This window comes from Ruegeria sp. AI2 (genome assembly GCF_056541275.1).
Map to the genome: position 1 here is coordinate 1 of NZ_JBQFYB010000015.1, position 23,378 is coordinate 23,378.

Sequence of the window (23,378 nt, forward strand, 5' to 3'; positions counted from 1 at the left end):
GCCCTATGAATACGTCTGCAAGATCTGGACTTTAGAGCCAGATCGATTCATCCTAAATCCGATCCACCAAATGCCGGGACTGAACACCTAGTAGACCTTCGCTTAACGCTACCGTTTTCGTCGGTCCATACGATTTCCCAGATTTCGTTTTCGGGCCGCTTGCGCAGCCGGAAATCAGGCTGATGAGTGGATGAAGAAACGTAGTTTGTAAGCCGCAAATGTTCCATGTTCTCTGAACTCTGTTGATTTTTCATGCCATTTTGGCACGAAGAGCTTCATTCAAGGAGGTTGTGAAAAAGCGACAAGGCTATGATCTTTAATGCTTTTATTGGTCGGAGTGAGAGGATTCGAACCTCCGGCCCCTGCCTCCCGAAGACAGTGCTCTACCAGGCTGAGCTACACTCCGACCGTGGCGGGTGATCTATACGCGGCTTTGCCGATGCGCAAGAGGATTTTGAGAAGCGATCATCCTAATCTTCCGTCTTTGGATCGGTAACGGACGGGCTAAACAGGTCACGCGACTCTCATGGCAGCGGATCCGTTTTGTACAGACGGATCTTGGTGCCTCCGTGGTCCACGACCGGACCGGGCGCCAGCAAAGGCAGGCGGGTCGCCCGAGCCAAAGCCGGAGCGCTGGTCACAATCCCAACACGCCATCCTCGAAACCGGCTCATCAAAGATTTACCCAAGGCTCCGTAGACAGAGCGCAGACGCTTTTCATCTCCAATTCGCGCCCCGTAGGGAGGGTTCACAATGACCAGCCCGGCGGGTCCCGCAGGGGGTTTGATGTCACTGACGGAAAGCTGTTGAAAACGCGTGTTGGCGTTAACCCGCGCTCTATGGGCGTTGGCTGTTGCGGCTTCGATAGCTCCGGCGTTGCGGTCAGAGCCACAGAAGGTGAGAAAACACTCAGCGACCTCTGACTCGCTGCGCATGTCTTGCCAGCGGTCAGGGTCGAAGCCCGCAAGGTTTTCAAACGCAAAACTGCGGGACCGACCAGGGCGCAGCCCCAGGGCAATCTCGGCGGCTTCGATCACGAAAGTACCCGAACCGCACATCGGGTCCAACACCGGTTCATTGCCGCTAAATCCGCAGCCACGCAGAAACATGGCTGCCATCGTTTCGCGCATTGGCGCTTTGGCAATTGCTTCTTTATGACCACGCTTGTGCAAAAGCTCTCCAGAACTGTCGACGGAAAATGTACAGATGTCCTTTTCGATTCTCAGCAAGATCCTGACATCGGCGTCGGAAGATATCGGAGCGCCCAGAGTTTCGGATATCGCTTGTTCAACTCTCTGCCGTGCGGCACCGGCATGATATATTCTGGATTTGCGGCTGGTGGCCTCGACTTTGACCGGAACATCGGAGCGCAGGAACTCGCCCCACGGGAATTTGCGCGCACGTTTGTCCAATTGGGCTAAATGCACGGCAGGAAAACTGCCCAGACGAACCAGAACCTTGTTTGCACCGCGTAAGGTCAGGTTGGCGCGCCAGACCTCGGACCACGAACCACGGCAAATGACACCCCCTGGAATCGTCTTGACCTGAGCGAACCCGTTGGACTGCGCCTCGGCACAGAGGGGGGCTTCAAGGCCCGGGGTGGCAATCAGAAAGATTTCGAAGTCTGTGTCTTTTTTCATTCCGGTTGCTTACACTGGAAGTTCAGCGGGCGCGACACGCAATTTTGACCCGTATTTTTGGCCATCTTGAGGGAAAACTCTAAGATTTTGCAGTTTGATCTTAACTTTCGGCGGTAACAGGTTTGCGTTTGCGGGCATCCGCGCGTAAAGGGTCCGTGATCAGAAATACGCCTGCGGAATTTGGACCCGTTTCGACGCTTTTGCGATGGGCACCGGAAAAAACCGCGTTATTGCATGACCCCTAAAGGGTGTCGGCAGGGCTGGCGCAGGAAAGAGGCTTGGAAGAACGTAGCGGTATGCAAACTTTCAAACTTAAAAAAGGGTTGGACCTGCCAGTGGAAGGCGCTCCCGACCAAACCATTCATCCGGGTCCGGAATACTCGACCGTTGGCGTTCTGGGTGGGGATTACATTGGCCTGAAGCCAAAGATGCTGGTGCAGGAAGGTGATAGTGTCGAGCGGGGTACGCCGCTCTTTTGTCACAAAGATGCGCCTGACGCGATGATGGTTGCACCGGTGACAGGCAAGATTGTTGCCATCAACCGGGGTGCCCGCAGGGTGTTGCAGAGCGTCGTCATCGAAGTGTCCGACGCCAATGACACGGGCTTGGATTTTTCGAGCGTGGGCGATGCGCATAGCGCCGAAGGCGTGACTGCAAAACTGTGCGCCGCTGGTCTATGGACTTCATTCCGCACGCGGCCTTATTCGAAAATGCCGGAACCCGGTGCCAAACCGAACGCGATTTTCGTGACAGCCATGGACAGTGACCCATTGGCGGCTGATGCCGCCACGATCATTGCCGAGGCACCCGAGGCCTTTGCCGCTGGGTTGGCAGCAATCAGCAAGCTGACCGAGGGCAAAACCTATCTTTGCCAGAAACAAGGCGACACGATCCCCGGCGCGGATGTTGCCGGTGTCGAGGCCGTGGCGTTTTCCGGTCCACATCCATCTGGTTTGGCCGGAACGCATATTCACTTCCTCGAACCGATTGCGGGGGAAAAGCGAGTCTGGACTATCGGTTATCAGGACACCATCGCGATTGGCCGCCTGATGCAGACCGGGCGTCTGGATCCGAGTGTTGTGATCGCCTTGACCGGGCCCGGTGCGCGTCAGCCGCGTTTGATCCGCACTGTGATGGGCGCGTCCACGGACGACTTGACACGAGGTGAAGTAAGTGTGGACGGAACGCCCCGTATTATCTCGGGTTCGATCCTGTCGGGTGAGCATGCCGACGGTCCGACCGCATATCTGGGGCGGTTTGCCCGTCAGATCTGTATCATCCGAGAGGATCACGATCAGATTCCGATGGGCTGGATCCGACCAATGCATTCCAAGTATTCCGTCCAGCCGGTATTGGGCTCGGCCTTTTCCAGGAAGCTCTATGCTTTCACGTCCAACCTGAACGGTGGCCGCCGCGCGATGGTGCCGACAGGAGTGTTCGAGGAGTTGATGCCGCAGGATTACCTGCCCACACAATTGCTTCGGGCGTTGCTGGTGATGGATACGGATACGGCTCAGGCACTGGGAGCGCTTGAGCTGGACGAAGAGGATCTGGGCCTTGTGGGCTTTGCCTGTCCGGCGAAATATGAATACGGGCTGGCTCTGCGCGACTGCCTGAAAAAGATTGAAAAGGAGGGCTGATCCGAATGGGATTGCGTAACTTCTTTGACCGGATCGAGCCGAACTTTACCAAGGGCGGCAAGTACGAGAAGCTTTTTCCGATCTACGAGATGGTGGAAAGCTTCATCTACACTCCGAAAACCGTAACCACCGTTGCTCCTCATGCGCGGTCTTACGTGGATATGAAGCGGATCATGACGTATGTCGTGATTGCTACTATTCCGTGCATCCTGTGGGGAATGTGGAACACCGGTTATCAGGCAAACTCGGCCATTGCCGCGCTTGGCCCAGAGTCTGCAACCGGCTGGCGGATTGCAGTTCTTCAGGTTCTTGGCATCTCGCTTAGTCCGGACAGCATTTTTGCCAATGTCATGCACGGGCTTATGTACTTCCTGCCGATCTATATTGTCACGTTGGTGGCAGGCGGTATTTTCGAAGTCATTTTCGCAACCGTCCGCGGGCATGAGGTGAATGAAGGCTTTCTTGTCACTTCGATGCTTTACGCCCTGATCATGCCTGCAACCACGCCTCTGTGGCAGGTTGCTCTGGGAATTATCTTTGGTGTTGTCATCGGCAAAGAGGTATTCGGCGGCACTGGTAAGAACTTCCTCAACCCTGCCTTGGTGGGGCGGGCGTTTTTGTATTTCGCCTATCCCGCGCAGATGTCGGGCGATGCAGTCTGGACCCCGGTTGACGGGTTTTCCGGGGCGACGGCTCTGGCTGTGTCGGCTGCCGAAGGCTACCAGGCACTGGCCGCCGACGGTATCACCTGGTGGAGCGCGTTTTACGGCACCATTCAGGGCAGTATCGGGGAAACCTCGACTCTGGCCTGCCTGATCGGTCTGGCCTTCCTGCTGATCACCAAGATTGCCAACTATCGGCTGATTTTGGGATGTCTGGCGGGCACAATTGCGTTCACCTGGCTGTTGAACCTGATCGGGTCCGAGACGAACCCGATGTTCGCAATGCCATGGTACTGGCATGTCGTGTTGGGCGGTTACGCCTTTGGTCTGGCTTTCATGGTGACCGAGCCGGTCTCGGCAAGCCACACCAATGTCGGGCGCTATATCTATGGTGCACTGATTGGTGTCATGGTTGTGTTAATTCGTGTGATCAACCCAGCCTTCCCCGAAGGTATGATGCTGGCCATTCTGTTCGGCAACGTCTTTGCACCGCTGATCGACTATTTTGTCGTTCAGGCCAACATCAAACGGAGGGCGCGTCGCCATGTCTGATACGCAATCCCCTGAACGCAAGGGCGCGATTGCCCGGTTTCTGGCGGCCTCACCGGATTCGGTTGGCAAAACGATCTTCATCGCTGTTGCGGTTTGTCTCGTTGCCTCGATGATCGTGTCGGCCGCGGCAGTCAGTCTGCGCCCGGTGCAGGAGGCCAACAAGCTGAAGGACAAGCAGGTCAACATTCTTCAGGTGGCGGGGGTGTATGAACCCGGCATTGATGTCAGCCAGGCCTTTGCCGCGTTCGAGCCGCATGTTCTGGATCTGGCGACGGGCGAATTTGCGGACGATCAGTTCGACCCAGCCACCTTTGACGATCTGGCCGCCGCCGGTGATCCGGAATTAAGTGTTGCCCTTGACGATGACCCCGCAGGCATTGGTCGCAAGGCAAAGTATCGGGTCATCTATCTGCTGCGCGACGACAGCGGAGCGTTGGACAAGGTGATCCTGCCGCTGCATGGCTATGGGTTGTGGTCCACGCTTTATGGCTTCATCGCGCTGGAAAAGAACGGCAACGACATTTTCGGCCTGCAATTCTATCAGCATGGTGAAACGCCTGGTCTGGGTGCCGAGGTGGACAACCCGCGTTGGAAGGCGTTGTGGAACGGCAAGAAACTGCATGATGACGCGGGCGCCTTGCAGATCACCGTCGCCAAGTCACAACCAGCGGCCGGGCCTGAGTTTTTCGTAGATGCGCTGGCGGGCGCGACCCTGACATCGCGCGGGGTCGACAACCTTGTGAAATTCTGGATGGGCGATGCGGGTTACGCGCCGTTCCTGGCCAAGTTGCAAGCAGGAGAGATCTGATGTCGCAGACCAAGAAAGAGCTGCTGGTCGACCCCCTTGTCGACAACAACCCGATCACCTTGCAGGTGCTGGGTATCTGTTCGGCACTGGCTGTAACGTCATCACTGCAAGTGGCCTTTGTCATGGCCATAGCGGTGACGTCGGTCACGGCGTTTTCGTCGATGTTCATCTCGATGCTGCGCAACCAGATCCCGGGCTCGATCCGGATCATCGTGCAGATGGTGATTATCGCCTCGCTCGTGATTCTGGTGGATCAGATACTCAAGGCTTATGCCTTTCAGATTTCCAAGACGCTGTCGGTGTTTGTCGGCCTGATCATCACCAACTGCATCGTAATGGGCCGTGCCGAAGCATTCGCCATGAAGAACCCGCCGGTGGCCTCGTTCATCGACGGTTTGGGCAACGGCATGGGCTATGGCCTGATCCTGATGCTGGTGGGCATCATCCGGGAGTTGTTTGGATCGGGCAGCCTGTTCGGCGTGACAATCCTGCAAACGGTCAACAATGGCGGTTGGTACGTGCCCAACGGCCTGTTGCTGCTGCCACCTTCGGCGTTCTTCGTGATCGGCCTGCTGATCTGGGCTTTCCGCACGTGGAAGCCGAACCAGGTTGAAGAACGTGAATACAAAATCCAGCAGGTAGAGGCGCACTGATGGAAGGGCTTATCTCTCTGGCCGTGAAGGCCGTCTTTATCGAAAACCTTGCGCTCAGCTTTTTCCTTGGCATGTGTACCTTCATCGCCGTGTCGAAAAAGATTTCGACTGCCATCGGGCTGGGAATATCAGTCATGGTGGTGCAGGCGATCACCGTGCCCGCCAACAACCTGTTGCTGTCCTTCCTGCTGAAACCGGGCGCATTGGCATGGGCCGGGTTCCCGGATGTGGATCTGACCTTTCTCGGGCTGATTTCCTATATCGGCGTGATCGCAGCGATGGTTCAGATCCTCGAAATGATCCTCGATAAGTATTTCCCGCCGCTCTACAACGCACTGGGGATCTTCCTGCCTTTGATCACTGTGAACTGTGCCATTCTAGGTGGTTCGCTGTTCATGGTCGAACGCGACTATAATTTTGCCGAGGCGACCACCTATGGCATCTCATCCGGTTTCGGCTGGGCGCTGGCAATCACTGCGATGGCAGGCGTGCGCGAAAAGCTGAAATACTCGGATGTGCCGGACGGGCTTCAGGGGCTGGGCATCACCTTTATCACCGCCGGACTGATGGCGATGGCCTTTATGTCCTTCTCGGGCGTGAAACTGTAAGGGGGGCGTGAGAATGGAAACCTTTTCGCTCGGCGTTGTCCTGTTCACCCTGATCGTTCTGGCGCTGGTGGCCATCATTATGGCTGCACGTTCCAAGCTGGTGTCGACCGGCAACGTCAACATCACCATCAACGGTGAAAAGACTATCTCGGTTCCGGCGGGTGGCAAACTGCTGCAAACATTGGCGGCCGAAAAACTGTTTGTTCCGTCAGCCTGCGGTGGTGGTGGTACCTGTGCCCAGTGTCGCGTGAAAGTGCATTCGGGTGGTGGTTCGATCCTGCCGACCGAAGAAAGCCATATAACAAAGCGCGAAGCCTCCTGTGGCGACCGTCTGTCCTGTCAGGTGGCGGTCAAGCAGGACATGGAAATCGAAGTTCCAGAAGAGGTCTTCGGCGTCAAGAAATGGGAATGCACCGTTCGCTCGAACGACAATGTAGCGACCTTTATCAAGGCCCTTACCCTAGACCTGCCCGAAGGCGAGGACGTGAATTTCCGTGCCGGGGGCTACATCCAGATCGAAGCACCTGCTCATCAGTTGAAATACACTGATTTCGAAGTGCAGGAAGAATATCGCGAGGATTGGGATCGCTTCAATCTATGGCAATACGAGTCGGTTGTGAACGAACCTATCGAGCGCGCCTATTCGATGGCCAACTATCCGGATGAAAAGGGCATGATCATGCTTAATGTTCGGGTAGCTTCACCGCCTCCGGGCTCAGAAGGAATTCCTCCGGGTCAGATGTCATCCTACATCTTCAACCTGAAGCCAGGCGACAAAGTCACAATCTCGGGTCCATTTGGCGAGTTTTTCGCACGTGAAACCAAGAAGGAAATGGTCTTCATCGGTGGTGGCGCCGGTATGGCACCGATGCGCAGCCACATCTTTGACCAGCTCAAACGCCTTGAGAACCGCGACCGCAAGATCAGTTTCTGGTACGGTGCGCGGTCCAAGAAAGAGATGTTCTTTGTCGAGGATTTCGACCAACTGGCGGAAGAGTTCGACAATTTTGAATGGCATGTCGCTCTGTCGGATGCCCAGCCCGAGGATGAGTGGAAAGGCTATACAGGCTTCATCCACAACGTTCTGTTCGACGAATACCTCAAGAACCACCCGGCACCCGAGGATTGTGAATACTACATGTGTGGGCCGCCAATCATGAACCAGTCGGTTATCAACATGCTGCTGGATCTGGGCGTGGATCGCGAAGACATCATGCTCGACGATTTTGGCGGGTAACTAAAGTAACCGGCGCTGAGTGCGCCGGTTTTTTCATTCCGGCGCCAGATCGACCTATTTTCCGTAATAGTCCCGATACCAGGCGACGAACTGTGCGATACCGTCCTTCAGGTCGGTCTGCGGGCGATAATTCGTCAGCCGCTGCAACAGCTGATTGTCAGCCCAGGTGGCATGAACATCGCCCATCTGCATTGGCATGAAGTTTTTGACCGCTTTCTGGCCAACAGCCTCTTCTATGGCTTCTATGAAATCCATCAGACGCACCTTGTCTCCGTTGCCAATGTTGACGATGCGGTACGGTGCAACGGGCGACAAGCTGTCACCATCTTCGATATCCGCGCGGCTGGTCGGGCGGACCGGCGGAACATCGATCAGCAACCTGATCCCACGCACAAGGTCTTCTACATGCGTGAAGTCGCGATACATGTCGCCATGATTGTAGATGTCGATTGGTCTGCCATCCAGTATCGCAGCGACGAATTTGAAATAGGCCAGATCGGGGCGCCCCCAAGTGCCGTAAACGGTAAAAAATCGAAACATGGTGGTCGGCAAATCCCACAGATGGGCATAGGAATGCCCCATCGCCTCATTTGCCTTTTTGGTGGCGGAGTAGATCGTCAGTTGGGTGTCGGCTTTTTCTGTTTCGATGAACGGCATGTCCTCGTTTGCACCGTAGATTGATGAGGTCGACGCCATCAAAAGATGTTCCACTTTGTGCTGACGCGCGATTTCCATCACATTGAACGTGCCCACAACGTTCGACTCGATATAGCTGCGAGGATATTCAAGGCTGTGCCGCACGCCTGCCTGCGCGGCCAGATGGACGATGACATCGGGCTGAAACTCCTCAGCGACCTGCACAAGACGGTCAAAGTTTTCCAAACGGTCTTCAGTTGCCGTAAATCCCGGGGTTTGAAGCAGTATCTGATGTCGACGCTGTTTCAGGGTCACATCATAATAGTCGGTAATCCCGTCATAGCCATGTACCTGAAACCCTTCTGCCAGAAGCAATTTGGCCAGATGGAATCCGATGAACCCGGCAGAACCTGTAATCAAAACTCGTTTCATAAAACCCTCAGAACTCACTGCAAATTCATCGCTGATCGAAAGGCGTTGATCCTATCATCAGATCAACTGCTTGCGAACATCCTGCGGGCCATATCGGACAATCTAAGGCTCGTGGTCAACACTTTGCCTACTCAAACAGTTGTTGATTGCGACCACTACGCAGGGCGGGTAGGGATCAAATGCCATGATGAAAGACTGGATCAGACGGCGGTTCCAATCCGCGGCGAAGGAAAGCACCAATGCGATGCCATGCGACGTGGCACCCGCGGAAAAGGTGACAGCTGTCGGTGATATTCACGGCCGTCTTGATTTGCTTCAGGCAGTTTTGCCACGACTCGACGATCAAAGCCCACTGGTCTTTCTGGGCGATTACATCGATCGGGGGGCATACAGCGCGCAGGTACTGCGGCATTTGCATCACCTGAGTGAGGCGTTAGACGGGCGGGTTCAATGCCTGCTTGGCAATCACGAAGAGATGCTGCTGCAATTTGTACACGACCCGGAACGATACGCCAGGCTTTGGTTTCATAACGGCGGAGCGGAAACTTTGGCATCTTTCGGTCTCGAATGTCCCGATGAGTTGGACAGTGGCAAGCATCTGCCTGAACTGGCAGAGCGTCTGCGGCACAAGATGGGCGACAGCTTGCTGGACTGGCTTGCAAATCTGCCGCTGACCTGGACCAGCGGCAACGTCACCTTTGTCCACGCGGCACTTGATCCGCGGCAATCCATTCAATCCCAGGATCGCCAGATCTGTCTTTGGGGTCATCCGATGTTTCCACGGCTTGCACGCAGCGACGCGCAATGGGTTGTTCACGGTCATACTATTGTAAGCCACCCCCGGGTAAAAAACCGGGTTGTGTCGATCGATACAGGTGCCTTTGCCACAGGCAGATTAACTGCCGTTGAAATAGACAGCGGCAGCGTCAGGTTTTTTTCAACCAGTTGAAACTATCCTACGATCATCTGCTTCATGCGAAGCGCTTCATACTCCAATTCCCTCAGACGGAAATGCACCACATCACCGATAGTGATGACACCGCACAAATTGCCATCACGCAGAACCGGCATATGGCGGAAACGCCCTTCGGTCATGGTTTTCAGCACGTCGTTCAGCGTATCCTCGGGCGTACAGGCCTTTACATCCCTGGTCATCAGGTCTTCGACCGACTGTGGCAGGGTCTGTCCGGGCGTATCGGCCATGCGACGCACGATGTCGCGTTCCGACAAGATCCCTTGCAATGCCCCGTTCTGATCTGTCACCAGAACAGCGCCAATCCGCTTTTCCTTGAGCGTGTTCACCACCGAATGGATGGTATCATTAGGCCGCACCGAAAACACCGCATCCCCTTTACCCTCAAGCAACTTGGCCACGGTCGTCTGCGAATGCGACAGGTTTGATTCCGCTGATTGGCTGTAGGTTGTCTTGTCAGCCTTGTCACCGCGCGACGGCGACTGGTAAGAGGTTGGAGCCATGGGCAATCTCCTTTTGGTTCTTGCAAAGTCTTTCCCTTTCACCTTAGCGCAGCTAAACGACCTGTATAGGGTACAATTGCACGAGTTGGCCAAACGCAGGTCAGCAAAGGGAGCTTAAGCCTTTGAATGAACTCTATCTTACGCCCCCCGTTGCCGCGCTGATCTTCTTTGCGGCTGTCGTGTGCGGTCACAACTTTCGCATGGCGTGGAAGCAACAGCAGCCCGGGTGGCGCAAACGCGCGTGGTTGTTTGGTATTCCGGCCGGAACTGGTCTTTTGCTGTTGGGTTTCCTTCCGCTGAAACTGTAATGCCAATTTGACTCTGGCGGGGACCGCTGTCATATGCCGGGCACAGAATGTCCCGGAGAACGCCCAATGCGTCTTTTGCCCATACTGGCCTTTTTCACCCTTCTTTCAGGCTGTCTTTTTGACAAGGAACCCGAAGTGGTCCGTCTGTCCGGTGAGACAATGGGCACGACCTACAATATCACCGCAATTGGCGAAGACCTTGACGAAGACGCACTGGCTGCGGCCGTCAGTGATAAGTTGGCAGCTGTGAATGCCAAGATGTCCAATTGGGATCCGAACTCCGAGGTTTCCGTTTTTTCCGCGTCGTCCAGCACAGATCCAATGCCTGTTTCCGACGAATTTGCGCTGGTTCTTTCGGCGGCGAACGAAGTGCACGCGAAATCCGGTGGCATTTTCGACGTAACCCTCGGCCCTTTGATCGAACTTTGGGGTTTTGGCCCACGCAAACCCGAGGACCCGGTGCCATCTGATGCCGATATCAACGCAGCGCTGAACGGTGTAGGTCAGGGCCGCTTGCTGAAGCTCGATACACATGCTGGTACGCTTGCCAAGTCAAACGCCAGTGTGGGCATTAACCTGTCCGCGATTGCAAAAGGCTATGGAATTGACGCTGTTGCGGAAACCTTGCAGGCCGCTGGCATCGAAAACTATCTGGTCGAAATTGGCGGCGATCTTGTGGCCAAAGGTAAGAATGACGAGGGCGAAGCGTGGCTCATTGGTATCGAGAAACCTGAATCGGGTTCGCAAACCATCCAACTGGTTGTTTCACTGGATGATAGGGGCATGGCCAGCTCGGGCGATTACAGGAATTTCTTTGAACAGGATGGTGTGCGCTATTCGCATATCATCGATCCGACAACAGGCCACCCGATCACGCATCGCACCACCTCGGTTACCGTGCTGGCCGAAAACGCGATGATGGCCGATGCCTGGGCAACAGCCATGCTGGCTTTGGGTCAGGATAAGGGTCTTGCTTTGGCGGAGGAGCATAAACTTGCCGTGTATTTCATCTCGCGGGATGTGACAGGCGGTGAAGATGCCTATATCACTGCCCATAGTGCGGCGTTCAAAGACGCGCTGGGATCGAACTGACTGTTGGAGCTGAGATGAGTACCTTTATTCTGGCCTTCATTCTTCTCGCTCTCGTCATGGTGGGCATGTCATTGGGTGTCATGCTGATGGGAAAGACCATCAAAGGCAGCTGCGGTGGTCTAAACGCGATCTCGGGCGCTGACAAATGCGTTGTCTGCCAAAAAGACATCGACCCCGACAGCCCACTGCGCGACAAGCTGCAATGTAAACGCGCCAAGAAGATGCTGGAACAAATGGACCGTCAGGCCTGACGCAGGTTTTGCTTCGTTCTGCGGATAGAAGGGGCTAACTAGGCCCTCGTGACTTTTGGGGAAGGGCGTCAACTTGGCCAAGGCAAAAAACATCCTGTTCATCATGTTCGACCAGCTGCGATGGGATTATCTGAGCTGTTACGGCCATCCACATCTGCATACTCCAAATATCGATCGTCTGGCTGCCAAAGGCGTGCGCTTCAACCGCGCCTATATCCAATCACCGATCTGCGGCAGCTCTCGCATGTCCACCTATACAGGGCGCTATGTGCATTCTCACGGCGCGTCGTGGAACGGAATTCCGTTGAAAGTCGGCGAGATAACGATGGGTGATCACCTGCGGAAGGCGGGGATGGATTGCTGGCTGGTCGGCAAAACCCATATGCGTGCAGACGCCGAAGGGATGGCGCGGCTTGGTCTGGAACCTGACAGCTTGATAGGTGCGCGCGTCGCCGAATGTGGGTTTGACGTATATGAAAGGGATGACGGTATGCTGCCCGAAGGTCCGGATGGGTATTATGACCCGGACGGGGCAAAGGAATACAACAAGTTCCTGAAAGCAAAGGGGTATGAGAGTGACAATCCCTGGCATGACTTTGCCAATTCCGGACTGGATGCGGATGGCAACGTTCTGTCTGGCTGGTTTCTGAAGAATTCACCCGAAGCCGCGAATATTGCCGAGGAAGACAGCGAAACGCCCTATCTGACCGGTCGCGGGATCGAGTTCATGGAAACGCATGATGGCCCATGGTGCTGCCATCTGAGTTTTATCAAGCCGCATTGGCCGTACATCGTACCGGACCCATACGCCTCGATGTATGGGCCGGAACATGTATTGCCTGTGGTGCGGTCCGAGGCGGAACGTCAGAATGCGCATCCCGTGCTCAAAGCCTTCATGGACACAAAGATCGGCCAGACCTTCTCGCGGCAGGATGTGCGTGAGGCGGTTATCCCAGCCTATATGGGGCTGATCAAGCAAGCCGATGACCAGATGGGCCGCCTGTTGGATTGGTTGGAGAGAGCCGGGCGGATGGAAAACACGATGATCGTGTTGACATCAGACCACGGTGATTTTCTGGGCGATCACTGGATGGGGGAAAAGACCTTTTTCCACGACGCCTCAACCAGAGTGCCGTTGATCATTTATGACCCGTCGCCCGAGGCGGACGCGACACGTGGCACAGTCAGCGATGCGCTTGTAGAATCCATCGACCTTGCACCGACCTTTGTCGATGCGGCTGGTGGGGAAGTGGCGACGCATATTCTGGAAGGTCACTCCCTGCTGCCCATCCTTTTTGGGGAGGTGGACACGTTGCAACGCGATGTGGTGATCTGCGAATATGACTACTCGGCTTCGCCAATCGCAAATGTTTTGGACATGTCGGTCCGCGATGCGGTGATGTTCATGGTCGCAAGCAAGAAATGGAAACTGATCCATTGTGAAGGTGGGTACCGGCCAATCCTGTTCGATTTGGAGAATGACCCTGATGAGTTGAACGATCTGGGTGACAGCGCCGAACATGCCGGTGTAATCGCCGAAATGTACGAGCACCTGTTCGCCTGGACGCGGCGGGCGTCACAGCGCACGACCCGGTCCGAGCAGCAATTGATTGAAATGCGCACCAAAAGCCGGGGCAGGGGTGTTGTTCTGGGCGTTTATGATGAAAACGATGCACCACTGGATCTGACAGTCAAATACCGCAATCGCAAGGTGCGCCCTTTCCAAAGCTATCTGAAGGACTAACACCTCTGTGTTGGTTATAATTGTACATCATTGCAAAAGGCGGTTCACCCGTCGAAGTCCAAAGGATAGAAGGTGACCCAAGAGCAGCAAATGGAGTACATCAATGGCCACCCCCAAACCTGTAGTCCTGTGCATTCTTGATGGTTGGGGCCTGTCCGAGGACACAAAAGCCAACGCACCCTATCTGGCAAACACGCCGACGTTTGACGCGATCATGTCTGAGTGCCCGCATTCAACCCTGATCACCCACGGCCCCGATGTGGGTCTGCCTAGCGGGCAGATGGGCAACTCAGAGGTCGGGCACACCAATATCGGTGCAGGGCGTGTGGTCGCCATGGATCTGGGCCAGATCGATCTTTCCATTGAAGACGGGACTTTCTTTGAAAACGAAGCTCTGCAAGCTTTCATCGCCAGTGTTAAGTCCGTTGGCGGAACTGCACATCTGATGGGGTTGATCTCGGATGGAGGCGTGCATGGTCATCTGAACCATATCCTTGCCGCAGCCACTGCCATAACGGATGCCGGTGTCCCGGTTGCACTGCACGCAGTGACGGACGGGCGTGATGTCGCGCCAAGGTCAGCTCTGACTTATATCGCTGAGCTGGAAGAACGCCTGCCCGAAAACGTACGCATCGTCACCGTGAGCGGGCGGTACTTTGCCATGGATCGCGACAATCGCTGGGAGCGTGTCAGTGAAGCATATGGTGCAATGGTCAACGGGCAGGGCCGAACAGCCAGCAGCGCCCATGGCGCGGTTGATCACGCCTATAACCAGTCCGAATCTGACGAGTTTGTCACCCCAACCGTATTGACAGGATATGACGGTATTCACGATGGCGACGGTTTCTTTTGCCTGAACTTCCGCGCTGACCGTGCACGTGAAATCCTGCGCGCCATCGGAGAGCCCGGATTTTCCGAGTTCGCGACAGGACCGCGCCCGAAGCTTTCAGCACTGCTGGGCATGGTCGAGTACTCTGACGGGCATAATGCTTACATGACCACGGTTTTTCCAAAGCGCGCGATTGTAAATGCGTTGGGCGAGTGGGTCGCCAAGCAAGGGCTCCGTCAGTTTCGACTGGCGGAAACCGAGAAGTACCCGCATGTTACGTTCTTTCTGAATGGCGGTAAGGAGACGCCCGAACTAGGTGAGGACCGCTTTATGCCGAGCTCGCCGAAAGTGGCGACCTACGATCTACAGCCCGAAATGTCGGCCGCAGAGGTTACGGCGAAGTTTATCGAAGCCATCGAAGGCGGGTATGACCTGATTGTTACAAATTATGCCAATCCCGATATGGTTGGTCATACAGGTGATCTGAATGCCGCAATCAAAGCATGTGAAGCCGTCGATCAGGGGTTGGCGCAAGTCATTGCGGCTCTTGAAAAGGTCAAGGGGGCGATGATTATCACGGCCGATCATGGTAATTGCGAAGTCATGGTTGATCCTGTGACCGGCGGCCCGCATACGGCCCATACGCTCAATCCTGTTCCGGTAGCGCTGGTTGGCGGGCCAGAAGGTTCTATATTGCGCCAAGGACGTTTGTCCGATCTCGCCCCGACCCTGCTTGAACTGATGGGTTTGCCTAAACCCCCGGAAATGACCGGGGAAAGCCTGCTGTCATGAAACCGGCTGCTCTGGCAGTGTGTCTGTTTTTGGCCTTGCCGGCGCTGGCCCAGCCAGACGCTTCCAAGGCTGCTTTGGATGCAGCGCAGATGCTCGAACAGGCGTCCATCGCGTTATCCGAAGCCGAAAGTGCCCGGGACCGGGTCAATGCTCTTACGGAGACGATCCATGCCTATGAGGCCGGGCTGGGTGCGATGCGGGTGGGATTGCGCCAAGCGGCTACCCGCGAGGCGCAACTGAGTGCCGAGTTGCGGACGCGCGAAAAGGAAATCCGGCGATTGCTCGGTGTTCTGCAAACCATTGAAACGACCGAACCACCCGTTTTGATGTTACATCCCGCCGGCCCGTTGGGGGCTGCCCGCGCCGGTATTATGCTGTCCGAGGTCACCCCCGGCCTGAACGCCAGCGCGCAGGAACTGGCGCAGGACCTAAATGAAGTGCAGACATTGCGTGTCTTGCAGCAAAAGGCCTCGGAAACTTTGACAGAGGGTCTGATGGGTGTTCAGGAAGCCCGTACCCGTCTGAGCGAGGCAATCGCCGACCGCACGGATTTGCCCCGCCGTTTCGTGGAAGACCCGGTACGTACGGCCATTCTGATCTCGTCGACCGAAACACTGGATGGTTTTGCAAGTGGTCTGTCCGAGATCTCGGAAGGAGAGATCCTCGACAGCAATGCCAGCGTCTTGGACAGGAAAGGCCGGATATCAATGCCGGTACAGGGCATCTTGCTGCACAAGGCCGGTGAAACGGACGCCGCTGGTGTCACGCGCCCCGGCCTGATTTTAGGTACACGCCCGCGCGCCTTGGTCACATCGCCAACCGCTGCGACAATTCGCTATCGCGGGCCGCTGCTGGACCTGGGGAACCTGATAATACTTGAACCTCAATCGGGTCTTTTGTTCGTATTTTCCGGTTTGCAGGAGGTCTTTGGCCAGACCGGTCAGGTGATCCCAGAGGGCACACCAGTTGGTCTGATGCCCGGTGAAATGCCGGAAATCGGCGCAATTTTGTCAACAAGCAGTGATGGCACTGGAACTGACCGCTCAGAAACGCTCTATATAGAGGTAAGAGAAGACAATCGCCCCGTGGACCCGGAATCGTGGTTTCGGACCGACAAGGATGGATAAACGCGTATGAAGAAATTTGTGGTGGCCGGTCTGGCTGGAACTGTGGCAGGTATTCTTGCAACAACTCAGATCGCAGGACCCCTGCTGGCGCAGGAGGCCGAGAACAAGGCAAGCGTCTATGAACAGCTGGATTTGTTCGGCGACATTTTCGAACGTATCCGCGCCCAGTATGTCGAAGAGGTTGAGCCCGAAGAACTGATCGAGGCGGCCATTGACGGCATGTTGACATCGCTTGATCCGCATTCGAGTTATCTTTCTCCTGACGACGCCGAACAGATGCGCGTGCAGACCCGGGGTGAGTTTGGTGGATTGGGTATCGAAGTCACGCAGGAAGAAGGCTTTGTCAAAGTCGTCTCACCTATTGACGATACCCCCGCCGACGCAGCCGGAATCGAAGCCGGGGATTTCATTACCCATGTGGACGGCGAAAGTATTCTGGGCCTGACGCTGGACAAAGCGGTTGACCTGATGCGCGGCCCGGTCGGATCCGAAATTATCATCACCGTCGTACGCGAGGGTGAGCCTGATCCCTTCGATGTCACTATTATCCGTGATACAATCAAGTTGACCGCTGTGCGCGCACGGACCGAAGGCACCAGTGTCGTGCTGCGTGTAACCACGTTCAACGACCAGACCTTCCCGAACCTGCAGGAAGGATTGCAGGAACAGATTGCCGAAGCGGGTGGCATCGACAAGGTGAACGGTTTTGTTCTGGACCTGCGCAACAACCCAGGCGGCCTGTTGACTCAGGCGATCAAAGTCTCGGATGCGTTCCTGAACGAAGGCGAAATTGTTTCCACGCGCGGCCGCGACCCGAATGAGGGTGAGCGGTTCAATGCCACCCCCGGGGATCTGGCTGAAGGCAAGCCAATTGTGGTGCTGATCAATGGCGGCTCGGCCTCGGCATCCGAGATTGTGGCCGGTGCATTGCAGGATCATCGCCGCGCTATCGTTGTGGGCACCAAGAGCTTTGGCAAAGGATCCGTGCAGACGGTCATGCCGCTGCGCGGCGACGGCGCTATGCGCCTGACCACATCGCGCTATTACACGCCATCAGGACGATCAATTCAGGCCCTTGGCGTCAGCCCGGACATCATTGTTGAACAGCCTCGCCCTGCACCTGCAGAAGAAGAGGAAGAGAGCAACGGGCGTACCCGGTCCGAAGCTGACTTGCGCGGCAGTCTGAACAATGACAGCCTGAGCGAGGATGAAATCCGCCAGATCGAGGAAGATCGTGCAAGGGCCGAAGCAACCGCTGAGCTGAGGAAAGAGGATTATCAACTGGCATATGCCATAGACATCCTCAAAGGCTTGTCAGCGTTCACCCCGCACGGGCCATCCCAATAACCAAACCAATGGGTCGCGTACAACGCGGCCCTTTTCTTTCTGTCTCGCGAGATTTCATTTCATCATCCAGCAGCGCAATCCGAAGGCGCCGCGCAGAGCGCGCATAACCGAATGGGTGATCCGATTTCGCAAGCGTTTCAGCCGTCTCCGCGGCTTACCCGTCGGAAAGCGCGTTTCAGCATATCCAGCTCCGCGCGCAAAAGATCCACTTCAGCCCTGAGATCATCGGCGGCGGGCTCTCCTGCTATTATGGAGAAACTCCCAAGTTTATCGACACTGCCTGCGTCGACTATTACGAAGCTGTGCACGCCTTCGGACAGGGCTGTGACGGGTACCTGAACATACAGGTTCCATCCGTTGTCTGTAGGCGAAAGCTCAACACCCTCCAGAGCTTTGCCCAGATATCGAACCTCCAAATCCGGTTGCCGTTCGGCCTCAACATGGCCGTGCCAAATACCGTTTTCGAACCGAATGAAAGTCAGGGATGGTTGTGTCATCTTTTATCGTCTCACAAGTCCGCGCGATGGAAGCGGCAAAAAGTAAGGTCTCGCACACTTATACGGTTCATCTGCGGTTTCTCAAAAATAAGATCCAGCCAGATCTTTTCGATCCGACGTTCATTCAGAGGCAGGTGAGCCAGGTCGAAATCAACTGCGTTTACGGTTTCAGAAGGGTCTAGCTGCCGCAAAACCTGCTCCATGTTGGGCCCGTGCTGAACATTGAGACGCGCAAACACGCCAGACGGTTTCTCGCAGTCAATCAGGGTTTCCAACCGGATCAGATGCTCGCGTGTCAAGTCGCGGGCGACCTCACGCGGCAAATCGATTGATACCGACAGGAACGACCCCTCGAAGCCAAAGACCTCGACCTCCAGACTGAACGGGGCCAGATCACTTGCCCCCCGGTTGCGGATTTGCCGCACAGCGATTTCGGTCAACGGGCAGTCGTGAAATAAGCTGACCTGATCGTCCATTACCGTTTTACGGGGAACAGAGGCCATGCCGGATTGCAACAACGGCGCGCGCCACAGGTCGGGTCGCCAGCTCCAGTCGGTGCCGACAGGCCGGTGAAACTGAGTTGATCCCATTTTCGGGCGGAGCAAGCGCGCATCCGCCAGTTGGATAAGGCGATCCAGTTGCCCACGCAGGCTGCGCGCCTGATCGCGTTTCACCCGCAACTCGGCCTGCGCCGAATCTGGCGCCTGCTGTACGGCCCGGCGCCAGCGGCCGAGCGTCCGGCGATGAATATAGCGATCCAGAATCCTGCGCATGGTCTCTTCGTCCGATAATGTCCTTCTTTAGTCAAAGAAATGAGTAGGAATAAACCCGCAATCACAAAAACACTACTTAAGCGCTACGTTTTCTGGTTGGTGGCTAAGCGTAAAAAAGATAGGTGCCGGATTAGGAGTCTGACCCCGTCAATTCTTGCAATACGTCGGGTCAATGCTTACCGTCTGTTTCCTAAAAATGGGTTACCCCTGAACAGCCAAACATCAGTTCAGCTATCGATAAGGCCAGGCTATGGAGCCCACATTATTTTCCTTTATTTGGAAGCATTCAAAAAAACAGCAACTTGTCCTGCTGCTGTTAACGGTCCTGTCTTTCCCGTTTCTCTATGCGTCGCTGGAGCTGCCTAAGCAAATCATCAACGATGCCATCGGTGCGCCAGGCGATACGGTGACAATCTGGGGCATCACAGTGTCTCAGGTTCAGTACCTGATGATATTATGCTTTGCATTTCTGGCTACTGTGATTGCCAGCGGGTTGATGAAGATGCGCATCAATACGATGAAAGGCATCTTGTCCGAACGCATGCTGCGCCGTCTGCGCTATACCCTGATTCAACGCACAATGCGGTTCCCAAAGTCCTATTTCGCGACCACCAGCCAAGGAGAGCTGGTCTCGATGATCACATCCGAGGCCGAGCCGATGGGCGGCCTGATGGGGGATGCGATTGCGCAACCGGTGTTTCAGTTTGGTCAGATGATGACAATCGTCACCTTTCTGTTCATGCAAAGCCTCTGGTTCGGTCTGGCAAGCATCGCGCTGATCCCGCTTCAGGCCTGGTTGATCCCAAAGTTGCAGCGCCAGATCAACTTGCTGAACAAGGATCGTATTCAGGAGGTTCGGCGTCTGAGCTCGGAAATCGGGGAAAGCGCGGCGGGCATCAGTGACCTGCGCACGAATGGCGGCTGGCGCTATCGTCTGGCCCAGTTCAGTCACAGGCTGGGGACCTTGTTCGAGATCCGGTTCAAGATCTACAACAAGAAATTCTTTATGAAGTTCCTGAACAATTTGATCACTCAGATGACGCCATTCCTGTTTTATTCGGTGGGCGGATACCTGGCGATCACGGGCGAGGTGACAGTAGGTGCACTGGTTGCCGCGTTGGGCGCGTACAAAGACCTAAGCGGCCCCTGGAAAGACCTTCTGACCTACTACAACCAGGTACAGGACATGTCCCTGCGGTGGGAGGTGGTCACCGAAAGATTTGCCCCGGACAACATGATCCCCGAAGAGCTGTTCATAGGCGAGCCGGAAACCATCCCACATCTGACCGGTGATATCGAATTGCGCAATGTGACCGTTCGCGATGGCGATGGCAAAACCATTTTGGAAGACATTGATCTGACCATCCCGCGGGGCGCGCGTGTGGCAATTCAATCCACCCATGCGTCGGAACGTAGTGCGTTGGGCCAGTTGCTGACCCGAGAGGTTCTGCCTGTTCAGGGGGATGTGGTCATAGCTGGCCACAAGCTGGACGAATTGCACCAATCAGTTATCGCGGCCCGGATCGGGTATGCCTATTCACGCCCCTATCTGTTTGATGGGACTTTGGGCGATAACCTCATGATGCCGTTGCGCACCCATCCGCAGCACGAGGCAGATGCCATAAGAACCCCGTCCCGTCGTCAGATCGAGTCTGTTCGGGCGGGTAACCCACCGGATTCGCTGGAAGATGAGTGGATCGATCCGGGGCTTGCCGGTCTGGACGATATTGATGGAATACGTGACTGGTGGTTCCAGCTGGTGGAAGCCATGGGGATTGACGAGTTCATGTTCCGGCGCACTCTGCGCTCCCAGTTTGATCCAGAAATACACCCTGTACTGGCACAGGAAATAGTCAGGCTGAGAGAAACCATCGCAGAACGGCTGAAAGAAAAAGGATTGGATCGTTATGTCTATAGGTTCGATCCAAACCAGTTTAACCCGGCCGTCCCGCTTGGGGGCAACCTGTTGTTCGCGGCACCGTCGCGAGACATATCTCCAGACATTCTGGCCGGAGACGCGCGGTTCGTGCAATTGCTCAGCACCCATGATCTGGCAGATGACGCGATCAGCATATCGAATGCTGTCATGGATACTCTTGGCAAGACATTTGGGCGGGACGGGGCTGACCATCCTCTGTTTCTGCGGCTTGGCATGTCAAAGGACATGTATCATCGGCTGCTCGACATCCAGGACCGGCGCAAAGCCAAAGGGAATGCCGCGCTGAGCGATCAGGAGCGCGCCTTGCTATTGACAGTGCCTTTCCTTCTGACCGCGGAACAGATCGGCCCGGATTTCCCAGAGGAATACAAGGAAAAAATTCTTGCTATCCGCAAGACCCAGGCTGAACGGTTGCGTGGTGCAATGGACGGTTTGTTCATGTCTGTGGCGCCTGACATCTATGTGCCGCGCTTGACCGTGATGGAGAACGCGATCTATGGCCGGATATCGTTGATGGCGGGTGCCCATGCCGAAGATATCGAAGACATCGTTGCAGAGGCCATGAACGAAGCCGGTCTGCGCCGTCGGGCAGCGGCCATTATTTATGACCTTCCGTCCGGGCTGGGCGGCAACAACCTTCCAACCGTGTTTCAGGAGCGTGCCGCTTTTTCGCGCGCAGGCATCAAACGCCCCGACATCCTGATCCTGGACAAAGCACTAGCCAGCCACGACTCGGAAAGCCGGTTGCGCACGCGCCTGAAACTACGGGAACTGCTGCCCGATTCCATCATGATATTCATGGAGGATCATTTTGCACATCCCGAAGCCTATGACTTGTTTGTGGAAATCAAGGATGGACGGATCGACGGCGTCTCGCGAAGCAGACCAGCGCATGAGGACAGCACGTCGGACGATCTGAGCCGGAAACTCGAGATCCTGTCAGCAACGCAGTTGTTTTCCGGCCTGGATGGCAGAAACCAGCGGCTGCTGGCGTTTTCGGCGCAATGGTACGAGGCCAGCGCCGGGCAAGTCATCTTTTCCCGCGGTCAGGCGCCGGATGCGGCCTATTTGTGCATTTCAGGACAGGCCAAACTGGATTGGTCCAACGAGGATGGAACGAAACGTACAATCTCGATCATAGAACCCGGTCGGCTTATCGGAGACCTGTCCATCATTACAGGGGAACCAAGGCAGCTGGATCTGGTCGCGACGGAAGATAGCAGCTTCTTGCGTATCGGCGCGGAAGAGCTGCGTGCCGTTGTTGAAAGCGATGCTTCGGTCGCTATGCAGTTGCTACAGACGGTTGCAGGGTATCTGACCACCCTTTCGAACAGAATCAGCGTGGCCCAGAACGCCGAAGACATGTTTCCACCCGTGACGGATGAAACGGCACAGGAAGGTATTGGTAAGAATGCCTAGCGCGTATTCGGCTCATGCGCGCCTGGTCGAAACAGCCCGCGCCAAACCCGAACTCTGGCGTCTATTGCTGGGGCTGGCATTGATCGCCGTTTTGGTCAGCGTTTTGAACCTGGTGTTTTTCACCGTGGTCGCGGGGTTGGGCTCAGCGAAGTGGGCTCAGGAACTTTTGCAAGGCAGCACACCTTTGGCGCTGCTTTTGTTGCTGGCCAGTTTTGGGTTCATCATTCTTGGCGTGGCAGTGGCCGCGCGTCAGCTGCAGCACCGATCCTTGGGATCAATTTTCGGCCAGCGGGGTCTGGTTGCGGCCCAATTTCTGAAAGTGCTGAAAGCACTGCTTATCTTGGGCGCTGTCGGTGTCTTGCTACCGCCCTACGGTTTGGGGGGATCTCTGTCAAAGAATCTGCCATTTTCAACATGGCTCTTGTTGCTTCCGGTTTCGGTATTGGTTGTCCTGATTCAGACCAGCGCCGAAGAAGTTCTGTTTCGAGGGTACATTCAGCAAGCCCTTGCCGCCAGGTTTCAATCGCCCGTCATTTGGATGGGGATACCGTCTGTTGTGTTTGCCGCTGGCCATTACACGCCAGAACTGGCAGGAGAAAATGCAATTCTGTTTGTGCTGTGGGCATTAATATTTGGGATACTTGCATCCGATCTCACAGCGCGATCAGGTACATTGGGGCCAGCTATCGCCTTGCATTTCTTCAATAACATCATCGCACTATTGTTCGTTTCCTTGCCGGACAACCTGAGCGGGCTGGCGCTTTTCTCGCTTCCGTTCGATGCATCTGACGCCGAACAGCTTCGTCCTTGGCTGGTGGTGGATTTGGCTGTGATGTTCGTATGCTGGCTGGCGGCGCGGCTTGCGATCAGGCGTTGATTGCATTTCTTCCCGTGGCGTCTTATTTGACGTCAACAC

Annotated in this window: 21 protein-coding genes and 1 tRNA gene; 16 read left to right on the plus strand and 6 right to left on the minus strand. The window is 55.5% G+C overall.

Annotated features, from left to right (window positions below):
• Nucleotides 1-329 precede the first annotated feature (329 nt).
• Together ACR0LL_RS18335 and ACR0LL_RS18340 are read right to left on the minus strand one after the other, a co-directional pair.
• Nucleotides 330-406: transfer RNA gene (locus ACR0LL_RS18335), tRNA-Pro, on the minus strand.
• 118 nt (nucleotides 407-524) lie between these two features.
• Nucleotides 525-1,640 (minus strand): THUMP domain-containing class I SAM-dependent RNA methyltransferase, encoded by a 1,116-nt coding sequence (locus tag ACR0LL_RS18340; protein ID WP_480588647.1) that lies wholly within the window; start codon nucleotides 1,638-1,640, stop codon nucleotides 525-527.
• Nucleotides 1,641-1,936: 296 nt separating this feature from the next.
• On the opposite strand from ACR0LL_RS18340, the gene ACR0LL_RS18345 reads away from it, so the two are divergent.
• From ACR0LL_RS18345 to nqrF, 6 genes are read left to right on the plus strand one after another with little or no spacing between them, the layout of a single operon-like run.
• Entirely contained in the window at nucleotides 1,937-3,280 is a 1,344-nt protein-coding gene (locus tag ACR0LL_RS18345; protein ID WP_480588648.1) for a Na(+)-translocating NADH-quinone reductase subunit A, read from the plus strand.
• A 5-nt stretch (nucleotides 3,281-3,285) separates the two neighbouring features.
• Nucleotides 3,286-4,494, plus strand: a complete 1,209-nt coding sequence (locus tag ACR0LL_RS18350) for an NADH:ubiquinone reductase (Na(+)-transporting) subunit B (protein ID WP_480588649.1) — start codon at nucleotides 3,286-3,288, stop codon at nucleotides 4,492-4,494.
• Complete coding sequence (locus ACR0LL_RS18355; protein WP_267365756.1) at nucleotides 4,487-5,302, plus strand: Na(+)-translocating NADH-quinone reductase subunit C; 816 nt, start codon at nucleotides 4,487-4,489, stop codon at nucleotides 5,300-5,302. The genes ACR0LL_RS18350 and ACR0LL_RS18355 overlap by 8 nt, the downstream gene beginning before the upstream one ends.
• Nucleotides 5,302-5,955, plus strand: a complete 654-nt coding sequence (locus ACR0LL_RS18360) for an NADH:ubiquinone reductase (Na(+)-transporting) subunit D (RefSeq protein ID WP_267365754.1) — start codon at nucleotides 5,302-5,304, stop codon at nucleotides 5,953-5,955. Before ACR0LL_RS18355 ends, ACR0LL_RS18360 begins: the two co-directional genes overlap by 1 nt.
• On the plus strand, nucleotides 5,955-6,563 hold the full coding sequence (gene nqrE, locus ACR0LL_RS18365; RefSeq protein WP_209507136.1) for an NADH:ubiquinone reductase (Na(+)-transporting) subunit E: 609 nt from the start codon (nucleotides 5,955-5,957) through the stop codon (nucleotides 6,561-6,563). The genes ACR0LL_RS18360 and nqrE overlap by 1 nt, the downstream gene beginning before the upstream one ends.
• 13 nt (nucleotides 6,564-6,576) lie before the next feature.
• Entirely contained in the window at nucleotides 6,577-7,800 is a 1,224-nt protein-coding gene (nqrF, locus tag ACR0LL_RS18370) for an NADH:ubiquinone reductase (Na(+)-transporting) subunit F (RefSeq protein ID WP_480588650.1), read from the plus strand.
• Nucleotides 7,801-7,854: 54 nt separating this feature from the next.
• On the opposite strand, the gene ACR0LL_RS18375 is transcribed toward nqrF, so the two are convergent.
• Complete coding sequence (locus ACR0LL_RS18375) at nucleotides 7,855-8,868, minus strand: NAD-dependent epimerase/dehydratase family protein (protein ID WP_480487453.1); 1,014 nt, start codon at nucleotides 8,866-8,868, stop codon at nucleotides 7,855-7,857.
• 184 nt (nucleotides 8,869-9,052) lie between these two features.
• Here ACR0LL_RS18375 and ACR0LL_RS18380 point away from each other — a divergent pair, with 184 nt between their 5' ends.
• Entirely contained in the window at nucleotides 9,053-9,817 is a 765-nt protein-coding gene (locus ACR0LL_RS18380) for a metallophosphoesterase family protein (RefSeq protein WP_480588651.1), read from the plus strand.
• Nucleotides 9,818-9,819: 2 nt separating this feature from the next.
• Here ACR0LL_RS18380 and ACR0LL_RS18385 read toward each other — a convergent pair whose 3' ends face one another.
• On the minus strand, nucleotides 9,820-10,344 hold the full coding sequence (locus ACR0LL_RS18385; RefSeq protein ID WP_480483689.1) for a CBS domain-containing protein: 525 nt from the start codon (nucleotides 10,342-10,344) through the stop codon (nucleotides 9,820-9,822).
• Between the two features lie 122 nt (nucleotides 10,345-10,466).
• Here ACR0LL_RS18385 and ACR0LL_RS18390 point away from each other — a divergent pair, with 122 nt between their 5' ends.
• From ACR0LL_RS18390 to ACR0LL_RS18420, 7 genes are all read left to right on the plus strand, one after another.
• Complete coding sequence (locus tag ACR0LL_RS18390; RefSeq protein WP_480483690.1) at nucleotides 10,467-10,652, plus strand: hypothetical protein; 186 nt, start codon at nucleotides 10,467-10,469, stop codon at nucleotides 10,650-10,652.
• Between the two features lie 66 nt (nucleotides 10,653-10,718).
• The gene (locus ACR0LL_RS18395) at nucleotides 10,719-11,744 is read left to right on the plus strand and encodes an FAD:protein FMN transferase (protein ID WP_480588652.1); all 1,026 of its coding nucleotides are present in this window, start codon (nucleotides 10,719-10,721) and stop codon (nucleotides 11,742-11,744) included.
• Between the two features lie 14 nt (nucleotides 11,745-11,758).
• Entirely contained in the window at nucleotides 11,759-11,995 is a 237-nt protein-coding gene (gene nqrM / locus ACR0LL_RS18400; RefSeq protein ID WP_267366293.1) for a (Na+)-NQR maturation NqrM, read from the plus strand.
• Nucleotides 11,996-12,068: 73 nt separating this feature from the next.
• A complete protein-coding gene (locus ACR0LL_RS18405; protein ID WP_480588653.1) occupies nucleotides 12,069-13,739 on the plus strand; it encodes a sulfatase-like hydrolase/transferase in 1,671 nt (556 codons plus the stop codon).
• Nucleotides 13,740-13,842: 103 nt separating this feature from the next.
• Nucleotides 13,843-15,360, plus strand: coding sequence for a 2,3-bisphosphoglycerate-independent phosphoglycerate mutase (gene gpmI / locus ACR0LL_RS18410; RefSeq protein ID WP_480588654.1), 1,518 nt, complete (start codon nucleotides 13,843-13,845; stop codon nucleotides 15,358-15,360).
• Entirely contained in the window at nucleotides 15,357-16,487 is a 1,131-nt protein-coding gene (locus ACR0LL_RS18415; RefSeq protein WP_480588655.1) for a murein hydrolase activator EnvC family protein, read from the plus strand. The genes gpmI and ACR0LL_RS18415 overlap by 4 nt, the downstream gene beginning before the upstream one ends.
• Nucleotides 16,488-16,493: 6 nt before the next feature.
• A complete protein-coding gene (locus ACR0LL_RS18420; protein WP_209507125.1) occupies nucleotides 16,494-17,834 on the plus strand; it encodes a S41 family peptidase in 1,341 nt (446 codons plus the stop codon).
• 137 nt (nucleotides 17,835-17,971) lie between these two features.
• On the opposite strand, the gene ACR0LL_RS18425 is transcribed toward ACR0LL_RS18420, so the two are convergent.
• Nucleotides 17,972-18,331 carry a hypothetical protein gene (locus ACR0LL_RS18425; protein WP_480588656.1) on the minus strand — a complete coding sequence of 120 codons (360 nt, stop codon included), beginning with the start codon at nucleotides 18,329-18,331 and terminating at the stop codon, nucleotides 17,972-17,974.
• Between the two features lie 11 nt (nucleotides 18,332-18,342).
• Nucleotides 18,343-19,104 (minus strand): DUF6478 family protein, encoded by a 762-nt coding sequence (locus ACR0LL_RS18430; protein ID WP_480588657.1) that lies wholly within the window; start codon nucleotides 19,102-19,104, stop codon nucleotides 18,343-18,345.
• 250 nt (nucleotides 19,105-19,354) lie between these two features.
• On the opposite strand from ACR0LL_RS18430, the gene ACR0LL_RS18435 reads away from it, so the two are divergent.
• Nucleotides 19,355-22,462, plus strand: coding sequence for an ABC transporter transmembrane domain-containing protein (locus ACR0LL_RS18435; RefSeq protein WP_480588658.1), 3,108 nt, complete (start codon nucleotides 19,355-19,357; stop codon nucleotides 22,460-22,462).
• The gene (locus tag ACR0LL_RS18440) at nucleotides 22,455-23,339 is read left to right on the plus strand and encodes a CPBP family intramembrane glutamic endopeptidase (protein WP_480588659.1); all 885 of its coding nucleotides are present in this window, start codon (nucleotides 22,455-22,457) and stop codon (nucleotides 23,337-23,339) included. The genes ACR0LL_RS18435 and ACR0LL_RS18440 overlap by 8 nt, the downstream gene beginning before the upstream one ends.
• The last annotated feature ends 39 nt before the right edge of the window (nucleotides 23,340-23,378 follow it).

Coding starts and splice junctions, on each gene's coding strand:
- ACR0LL_RS18375 (WP_480487453.1), bottom strand. CDS start 8,868: ATGAAACGAGTTTTGATTACAGGTTCTGCCGGGTTCATCGGATTCCAT.
- ACR0LL_RS18360 (WP_267365754.1), top strand. CDS start 5,302: ATGTCGCAGACCAAGAAAGAGCTGCTGGTCGACCCCCTTGTCGACAAC.
- ACR0LL_RS18350 (WP_480588649.1), top strand. CDS start 3,286: ATGGGATTGCGTAACTTCTTTGACCGGATCGAGCCGAACTTTACCAAG.
- ACR0LL_RS18385 (WP_480483689.1), bottom strand. CDS start 10,344: ATGGCTCCAACCTCTTACCAGTCGCCGTCGCGCGGTGACAAGGCTGAC.
- ACR0LL_RS18435 (WP_480588658.1), top strand. CDS start 19,355: ATGGAGCCCACATTATTTTCCTTTATTTGGAAGCATTCAAAAAAACAG.
- nqrM (WP_267366293.1), top strand. CDS start 11,759: ATGAGTACCTTTATTCTGGCCTTCATTCTTCTCGCTCTCGTCATGGTG.
- ACR0LL_RS18440 (WP_480588659.1), top strand. CDS start 22,455: ATGCCTAGCGCGTATTCGGCTCATGCGCGCCTGGTCGAAACAGCCCGC.
- ACR0LL_RS18395 (WP_480588652.1), top strand. CDS start 10,719: ATGCGTCTTTTGCCCATACTGGCCTTTTTCACCCTTCTTTCAGGCTGT.
- nqrF (WP_480588650.1), top strand. CDS start 6,577: ATGGAAACCTTTTCGCTCGGCGTTGTCCTGTTCACCCTGATCGTTCTG.
- ACR0LL_RS18355 (WP_267365756.1), top strand. CDS start 4,487: ATGTCTGATACGCAATCCCCTGAACGCAAGGGCGCGATTGCCCGGTTT.
- ACR0LL_RS18425 (WP_480588656.1), bottom strand. CDS start 18,331: ATGACACAACCATCCCTGACTTTCATTCGGTTCGAAAACGGTATTTGG.
- ACR0LL_RS18345 (WP_480588648.1), top strand. CDS start 1,937: ATGCAAACTTTCAAACTTAAAAAAGGGTTGGACCTGCCAGTGGAAGGC.
- ACR0LL_RS18380 (WP_480588651.1), top strand. CDS start 9,053: ATGATGAAAGACTGGATCAGACGGCGGTTCCAATCCGCGGCGAAGGAA.
- ACR0LL_RS18340 (WP_480588647.1), bottom strand. CDS start 1,640: ATGAAAAAAGACACAGACTTCGAAATCTTTCTGATTGCCACCCCGGGC.
- gpmI (WP_480588654.1), top strand. CDS start 13,843: ATGGCCACCCCCAAACCTGTAGTCCTGTGCATTCTTGATGGTTGGGGC.
- nqrE (WP_209507136.1), top strand. CDS start 5,955: ATGGAAGGGCTTATCTCTCTGGCCGTGAAGGCCGTCTTTATCGAAAAC.
- ACR0LL_RS18415 (WP_480588655.1), top strand. CDS start 15,357: ATGAAACCGGCTGCTCTGGCAGTGTGTCTGTTTTTGGCCTTGCCGGCG.
- ACR0LL_RS18420 (WP_209507125.1), top strand. CDS start 16,494: ATGAAGAAATTTGTGGTGGCCGGTCTGGCTGGAACTGTGGCAGGTATT.
- ACR0LL_RS18430 (WP_480588657.1), bottom strand. CDS start 19,104: ATGCGCAGGATTCTGGATCGCTATATTCATCGCCGGACGCTCGGCCGC.